Annotated in this window: 6 protein-coding genes; 1 reads left to right on the forward strand and 5 read right to left on the reverse strand. The window is 41.0% G+C overall.

Going from position 1 to position 8377, the window contains the following annotated elements; genetic code table 11:
• Position 1 precedes the first annotated feature (1 nt).
• Positions 2-2029 carry a glucose-specific PTS transporter subunit IIBC gene (gene ptsG / locus AYJ08_RS04360; protein WP_064016733.1) on the reverse strand — a complete coding sequence of 676 codons (2028 nt, stop codon included), beginning with the start codon at positions 2027-2029 and terminating at the stop codon, positions 2-4.
• Positions 2030-2348: 319 nt separating this feature from the next.
• A complete protein-coding gene (locus AYJ08_RS04365; protein ID WP_022585411.1) occupies positions 2349-2702 on the reverse strand; it encodes a DUF1516 family protein in 354 nt (117 codons plus the stop codon).
• Positions 2703-3354: 652 nt separating this feature from the next.
• Here AYJ08_RS04365 and AYJ08_RS04370 point away from each other — a divergent pair.
• The gene (locus tag AYJ08_RS04370) at positions 3355-3801 is read left to right on the forward strand and encodes a Dps family protein (RefSeq protein ID WP_064016738.1); all 447 of its coding nucleotides are present in this window, start codon (positions 3355-3357) and stop codon (positions 3799-3801) included.
• A gap of 107 nt (positions 3802-3908) precedes the next feature.
• On the opposite strand, the gene AYJ08_RS04375 is transcribed toward AYJ08_RS04370, so the two are convergent.
• The 3 genes from AYJ08_RS04375 to AYJ08_RS04385 all read right to left on the reverse strand — a co-directional run bounded on the left by AYJ08_RS04375 (position 3909) and on the right by AYJ08_RS04385 (position 8275).
• On the reverse strand, positions 3909-5249 hold the full coding sequence (locus AYJ08_RS04375) for a sodium-dependent transporter (protein ID WP_064016734.1): 1341 nt from the start codon (positions 5247-5249) through the stop codon (positions 3909-3911).
• Positions 5250-5450: 201 nt separating this feature from the next.
• Positions 5451-5711 carry a metal-sensitive transcriptional regulator gene (locus AYJ08_RS04380; RefSeq protein WP_003333625.1) on the reverse strand — a complete coding sequence of 87 codons (261 nt, stop codon included), beginning with the start codon at positions 5709-5711 and terminating at the stop codon, positions 5451-5453.
• Positions 5712-5746: 35 nt separating this feature from the next.
• Positions 5747-8275 (reverse strand): CoA-disulfide reductase, encoded by a 2529-nt coding sequence (locus tag AYJ08_RS04385; protein ID WP_064016735.1) that lies wholly within the window; start codon positions 8273-8275, stop codon positions 5747-5749.
• Between the last annotated feature and the right edge of the window lie 102 nt (positions 8276-8377).

Consider the following 8377-nt stretch of genomic DNA (forward strand, 5'->3'; position numbering starts at 1 on the left):
GTTATTTCTCGATGGAAATAATATTTTCTTCACCACGTTTTACCAAAGAGCCCGGTTTAACAATAACTTGCTCCCCTTCTTGCAAATTGGTAAAAATAATTGGTGTAATCACAGAAGGTACTTTTTCTGCTACCTCTGCTAGTTGAACACGCAGTAATGGCTGTCCAGCTTTAACTTTATCTCCTTCTTGAGCTAGAGCTTCAAAGCCCTCGCCCTCTAGCTTCACCGTATCAATTCCAAAGTGAATCAGAATCTCACGTCCATCATTTGCAGCGATACCAATCGCATGCTTAGTTGGGAAGAAGGTAACAATTGTTCCATCCACAGGAGATACAACCTCTCCATTAGTTGGTTCAATAGCAAAACCATCTCCCATCATCTTTTGAGAGAAGACCTGATCAGGTACATCTTTTAGCTCTAGCATTTTACCTTCTAGCGGTGAAACAAAAACCGTAGCAGCGCTTGTCTGCTCAGAGACAGTTTGCGGAGCTGGCTGATTTGCAGGTTTCTCAACCGGTGTGCGCCCAGCCATTACATCCTTAATCTGTTCCTTCAATTGATCAGATTTTGGTCCAAAGATCGCCTGAATATTGTTACCAACTTCCAGGACCCCTGCTGCTCCCAGCCTTTTTAATTGTTCCTTATCTACATGCTTACTATCGTTAACAGATACACGCAAACGTGTAATACACGCATCTAGGTTACTAATATTAGCGCTACCGCCCAACGCTTCCAATACACCTGCAGCCAATCCAGAGGTTTGGTTATTACCAGCCTGAGTCTCTACCTCATCCTGGCGACCAGGTGTTTTGAGATTCCACTTTTGAATAGCAAAACGGAAGCCGAAATAATAGATGACTGCAAGCACCAAACCTACTGGTATCACTAGCCACCATTGTGTTTTGTTTGGTAACACCCCAAATAGTAAGTAGTCAATGATTCCTCCAGAGAAGGTCATTCCAATTTTTACATTGAGGATTTGCATGATCATGAAGGAAAGCCCAGCAAAAACTGCGTGAATAGCAAACAATACTGGTGCTACGAATAAAAATGAGAATTCAATCGGCTCTGTAATCCCTGTCAAAAAGGCAGTAAGGGCAGCCGATCCCATAATCCCGGCTACCATCTTTTTGTTTTCAGGACGAGCCGTATGATAAATGGCCAAAGCCGCCGCTGGCAATCCGAACATCATAAACGGATACTTTCCTGTCATAAATGTTCCTGCTGTTAACTGTACATTATCCTTCACTTGAGCAAAGAAGATCGCTTGATCTCCGCGAACAAGTTGTCCAGCTTTGTTTACGTACTCCCCAAACTCAAACCAGAATGGTGAATAGAAGATATGATGCAAACCAAACGGAATAAGAGAACGTTCAATAAGACCAAAAACAAATGCAGCCACGGTTGGATTGGAATCCAACATCACATGTGAGAATGCATTAAGAGCTGATTGAATTGGCGGCCAAATAAAGATGAGTACAAGACCTGTTATTAAAGCAGCGACCGCTGTAACGATCGGTACGAATCGTTTTCCCGCAAAGAAGCCTAAGAACGGCGGTAATTCTATGTTATAAAATTTCCGGTACAGATTAGCCGCAATAACCCCCATAATAATCCCACCGAAAACACCTGTTTGCAGGGTAGGGATTCCAAGCACCATTGCGTAGGCTTTATCAGTCTGCGCCATTTCGGCAGTTACACCAAGGAAGACACCCATAACCTGATTCATAATTAAGAAACCAATGATTGCAGCTAGCCCAGCTACCCCTTCACCACCTGCTAATCCAATGGCTACCCCTACCGCAAATAAAAGCGCTAGGTTTCCAAAAATAATGGAGCCGGCCTCTTCCATAACTTTTGCGACTAATTGAATCGCTGGTCCTGATAAAAATGGTAATTGCTCCAGCAAGGCCGGATTTTGCAAAGCATTACCGAATGCTAGGAGAATCCCTGCGGCTGGCAGGATGGCAACGGGAAGCATAAGTGCCTTACCTACCTGTTGCAACACCCCAAAGATCTTTTTGAACATGTACGAACCTCCTTTACTTCAAAACCCCATTTACATAGATGACTTGGTTATTTGAAGTATGCCTATTGGACAAACCTACTATGTAAGGAACCAAAAAATAATAATTTGAATCTTTTAGAAACCTACGTAATAGAAAATTTGTCATTTTAAAACATAAAAGAGTTTCAAATAAAAAACAAGATGTCTACGTCAAAAAAATAAGAACAATTGTATGTTTTGTTCAAAAAGTTAATAAAAAAAACCTATTGTAAGCAAAAAAAGATGTCCCCTCTCACACAAGGGTCCATCTCTTTTTCAACAGTTATAGACTTTCTTACTACTAGATAACTCTGTATCCAATTAATACTACAATCACTAGCAATACTAATGAGCCAACAAAGAAAATAAAGTTCGGCTTGTGTTTATCTGCACGTACCAGTGCCATCTCCATCAAGCCGATGGTACAGACACCCAAAAGGCCTTTTATGATGAATCGGATGTCGCTCAGATAAAACTTGAATAAGAGCATAGCTCCAAATACAACAATTATGATGTACATAAGTCGCAGTATCATATGTAGGATTTTCGCAATTTTGTTTTTATCTAATCTGTAAAATACATAGGCAAGAATTAATAATACAAGTGCAGCTTCCCAGCCACCTACATGCGATGCCAACATAGCTTCATATCTCATTTAGTAACCTCCTATGCTTTTTTCATTTCCAGCTAATCATATCATACGAATCTTACCTTTCCAAACATTCGATATCCATATGTCTGTTTTTAAAATGATAACTTTTGATCAAATGCAACGATCCTAGATAAGGATATAATGATTCATTATGGGACTGTTGTAATTTACTATCTTTCATGCATGAAAACATAAAAAAAGACCATCTTATGTGAGGAGAAGGTCTTGACCAAATGTACATCTATGAACTTCATTTACATGAAAATATTCTAGGTTACAAACTCTCTTATTTATTAAGCTCTAACACAACTTGCTTTCCATTAAACAAAACTTCTATTACCGCCATTACGATCTCAATTGATTTCTTCATCATTCTCATGTCCGTCATCTCCTCAGTGGTTAGGTTCGTTTCTTATCTCTTGTCTTGATTGTAGTAAAAAGAAGAAAGACTCACCATCGAATGAGATTACAAAAAACTTACATGTTTGTAAGCATGCTGACGCCAGAAAACACAGGAAGCCTTGTATGAGATCTTCACATATTTTTCACAAAAAAGACTGGACTTCGAGATTGATTAGTATTATTATTAATTTATAATTAATATAAAGTAATACAAATTACAAAAAGGAGTTGTTCTTCTATGGCACAACAAGTAATGGTAAGCAATCAAAAAGTAATTGACGTCCTTAATCGCCAAGTAGCAAACTGGAATGTTTTATTTGTAAAATTGCATAACTATCATTGGTTTGTTAAAGGTCCTCATTTCTTCACTTTACATGAAAAATTTGAAGAATTGTTTAACGAAGCAACAACTAGAATTGATGAATTGGGTGAACGCGTATTAGCTATTGGCGGTAAACCAGCAGCAACATTAACCGAATACGCAACACTTGCAACCATTCATGAAGCTTCCGGTAATGAATCTGCTGAGGAAATGGTTCAAGCAATCATCAATGACTTCCAATCCATGATTACCGAATGTGAAAAAGGAATGGATATTGCTCAAGAAGCTGGCGATGAAAGCACTAGCGATATGTTGCTTGGTACTATTACTGATCTACAAAAACACATTTGGATGTTAAATGCTTATCTTGGTAAATAAACCCTTTTACCAGCATGAATTGAATAGATAAAAAAGAAACTCTCCAGCTAGCATTACGCTATGCTGGAGAGCTTTTTACATTTATCATCAATTCTCATTAATGTAATCTATTGTCCGAGTAACAAACTAATAAATACCACAATAATAGCTACAGGTACTAGATATTTAAGTAAGAAATACCACGCTTTAAACCAGACTACTTTACCAGTTGAACCCTGTTGTACTTCTGCTAGTAAGATATCGCGTTTCATCTTCCATGCTACAAATATAGAAATAAGTAAGGCTCCAAGCGGCATTAAGATATTACTTACCAAGAAATCCGCTGCATCAAAGAAGCTTTTGCCAAAGATGGTTAGGTCACTTAAAACTCCATATGCCAAAGCGGACGGGATTCCTAACACGAAAATCAGTAGACCTACCTTCCAAGAAGCGGAAGCACGCTTTGCCTGATTGCCCTTTGTGATTGCTGCTACACTAATTTCTAGCATGGAGAATGCGGAAGTTAACGTAGCAAACAAGAACAATAACAAGAAGATGGTCAAGAAAAAGGCTCCAAACGGAATATGATCAAACACTGCCGGCAGGACCACAAACAAAAGTCCCGGACCTTCTGTAGGCTTCATTCCTAATGAGAATACAGCCGGGAAGATCGCCAAGCCTGCTAGCAGAGAAATTACAATGGTCAAGCTTACAATGGAAACTGTAGATTTTGGCAAGCTCTCATTCTTCGGTAAGTAGGAGCTGAAGGTTACCATAACCGACACACCTACGCTTAACGAGAAGAATGCCTGTCCCAATGCATATAAAATTGATTTAGAACTTAACTCGCTAAAATTGGGTTGTAGAAAGAAGGTAATTCCTTCCCAAGCCCCCGGCAACGTAACAGAACGAACAATAAGAGCAAGAAAAATCAAAAAGAGTGCCGGCATCATATATTTGTTAGCTTTTTCGATCCCATTCGAAACTCCTCGGGACACAACCAAAATCGTAATCATCATAAATAAGAATTGAACCGACAACACTAGCCATGAGTCTGAAATGGTTTGACCAAATAGTTGATTATAATCCAAACCTTGGCCAATTAATTGACCCGTAATGCTTTTTATGAAATACAGAAGAATCCAGCCACCTACAACGCTATAGAAGGATAATAAAATAAAGCAAGTTATAATACCCAGCCTACCTACCCAGTGCCATGGGGTATTAGGTGCGATCGCTTTATAGGCAGAAACAGCATCTTTTCCCGTGCTTCGTCCAACTATTAGCTCTCCTAATAATAAAGGAGTACCCAGTAATAGCGTAAATAACAAAAACAGTAAGAAAAAAGCCCCTCCACCACTCGTACCAGCAACATAAGGGAATTTCCAAATTGCCCCTAGCCCAATTGCTGATCCTGCGGCAGCCAAAATAAAACCTAACTTTGAAGTCCACTGTTCACTTTTTGACATGTTTTTCTCCTCACTGCATTTGATTTCCGTACATTATAACAAACTTCACATCAAATGGTATGTTTATTTGTAAAATAATTTCGTTTCCACTTTTTTTGAAAAGATTGAACCCAGATGCAGCGCCTTCATGAGCTTGAGAAAACCGAAAACAACCCGGAGCTTACGTCCGGGTTGTATCTAGGATAGTAACTTGCAGGATATTTATCTACTTTTAACCAGTATATCTACAGCTTCTTTAATTACCTGCTCTGGATCATTTCCCTTTTCCAATTCTTCACGTATACAATGCTCCAGATTACTCGCTACAACTAGTCCAATTACACGATCTACAGCGGTACGAACAGCCGAAAGCTGTGTAACCACATCTCGACAGTCCTTATCCTCTTCCATCATCTTCAGTACACCGCGTACCTGACCCTCTATTCGCTTTAATCTATTTTTGACGGAATCCTGATAGTCCATGCTGTTTCACCTCGCCTATTTCATTATCTTTACTCTTAAATAAACAAATTAAGTCCTGATTCCTGTGCATCGCTTAGATATGAAGCCACTCCGGCTACATCTACTCCGTCAATTAATTCTTCTTGTTTTATTCCCATAATATCCATGCTCATGGCGCACGCTACCATCTTAACTCCTGCCGCTTGAGCATTCTTCATCAGGGTCTCTAGGGAATCTACATTTTTCTTCTCCATAACATGCTGCATCATTTTAGTCCCCATTCCAGCCATGTTCAGCTTCGACAAGGTTAGTTTATTGGCCCCTTTTGGCATCATCATTCCAAACATTTTTTCCAGTGTATCCTTCTCAACTTCCGGCGGATGTTCACGACGCAAGATGTTTAGTCCCCAGAAAGTGAAGAACATCGTCACCTTTTTCCCCATAGAAGCCGCTCCAGATGCAATGATAAACGAAGCCATCGCTTTATCTAAATCACCACTAAATACGACCATTGTAGCTCCGGTTTTATCAATTTGCTTTTCAGCGTTGGCCTTTTGTATAGCAGCTCCGGCTCTGGAGGTGGGCATGTTTGTCCCCTTTTGAATAAATACATGAGTTACTTTATTGCTATATTCGGAAGAGAGAAGGGTATTCCCTGTTTTATCGCACCACGCGGCAATATCAGCCATAAATCCAGGATCGGTAGCTTTTACTTCAATTATTTGTCCGTCTTGGGCTCCTGATACAGCCTGGAAAACCTGCATAATCGGACCGGGACATTGTAATCCGCATGCATCAATCGTAATCGCCGGACTATCTATGCTAGACGCTGATGTATGGGGGCGCTTTGATTGTGATTGAGCCTCTGTTGCAGGTTTTCCAGCGGAGCTTCCTGCCAATGGTGCTGCATCCTCTTTTCTTGGATCGGTCGTTTCTTCTGTCGATTTGCCCATCCGATATGTTTTATATCCACCATCTACGTTTTTTACCTGATAGCCGTTTTCACTAAGCAGACGTGCCGCTAAATATCCGCGCAATCCTACTTGGCAGGATACATAGATCGTTTGATCCTTTGGCAGCTCAGCAAGGCGATTACGTAGCTCTGGCAGAGGAATATTAATAGAACCCTTGATATAACCCGCTTCTCTCTCAATTGGTTCCCGTACGTCAACCAGTAGTCCTCCGTCTGCTACAATCTGATCTATCTCATGCCATTGCACAATGTCAACTAAGCCGTCAGCAATATTGCTGGCTACATATCCTATCATATTAACCGGATCTTTAGCAGAGGAATATGGAGGAGCATAAGCCAGCTCCAGATCAGGAAGGTCGTGAATGGTTAATCCTCCTTTTATCGCTGTTGCAATCACATCAATCCGTTTATCGGCTCCATCTGCTGAAACGGCCTGCGCGCCGTAGATTTTGCCTGTTGTTTTATCAAAAAGTAGCTTCATCCAAATAGGCGCTGCACCTGGGTAATATCCAGCATGAGAAGCAGGATGCACATGGATGGCTGTATATTCTATTCCAGCTCGCAGTAAGGTTTTTTCATTATTTCCTGTAGTGGCGACAGTAAGATCAAACACTTTCGCAATTGACGTACCAAGTGTGCCGTTATATTGAACATCGCGACCATTAATATGATCTGCTACTAAGCGTCCTTGGCGATTGGCCGGCCATGCAAGCGGTATGTGCGTTGGCTGATTATTAATATAGTCTGTTACCTCTACCGCATCACCAATAGCATAAATGGCTGGATCATCCGTTTGCATGTGCTTATTGACACGAATTGCTCCACGTACCCCTACGGAGAGACCTGCTTCCCTTGCTAGCTGAGACTCGGGCTGTACACCAATAGCTAAAATGATCATGTCTGTCACTAATTCACGCCCACTGCTGAGACGAACAATCCTTCCTTGATCGCCAAAAGCTTCCACTCCATCCTGCAAAAGCAGCGTAATGCCTTTAGCCCGCATATGCTCGTGCACCACAGCAGCCATTTCAATATCAAGCGGCGCCATAACCTGCTTACCCATTTCGACTAACGTAACATCAAGTCCACGTTCGGACAGATTCTCTGCCATTTCCACACCAATAAATCCGCCGCCAATAACAACGGCACGAGTAGGCTGTTGTTGATCTACATAGCTTTTAATCGCATCCGTATCTGAAACACTTCGCAATGTGAATAATTGCTTTGCCTCATCAATTCCTGAAATAGCAGGTCGTATCGGTTTTGCACCCGGAGACAGAATCAGAACATCGTAGCTCTCTTCGTATATCTCTTTGGTTTGCAGATTGTGAATCGTAACCGTCTTTTTCTCCCGGTTAATGTGAGTAACCTCGCTTCGAATGCGAATATCCATGTTAAAACGCTGAGACATTCCCTCCACTGATTGCAAAAAGAGCTTGCTTCGTTGCTCGATGACCTCGCCAATATAATAGGGAAGACAGCAAACGGCATACGAGATATGTTCACCCCGTTCAATCATAATCAGCTCGTGCCGCTCACTTAGCCGACGCAATCTTGCTGCTGCTGTTGCTCCACCTGCTACTCCACCTACTATGATGATTTTCTTTTTCATAAGTTGTTGGCTCCTTTTGTATGTTGAATGTCATTTACTGTATCAAAACTAAAGATACCCCACGAGGTATTAATCAAAATAAAAAAATATCTCAACCACATT

It is taken from the genome of Brevibacillus sp. SKDU10 (genome assembly GCF_001645205.1).
GTDB lineage: Bacteria > Bacillota > Bacilli > Brevibacillales > Brevibacillaceae > Brevibacillus_B > Brevibacillus_B halotolerans.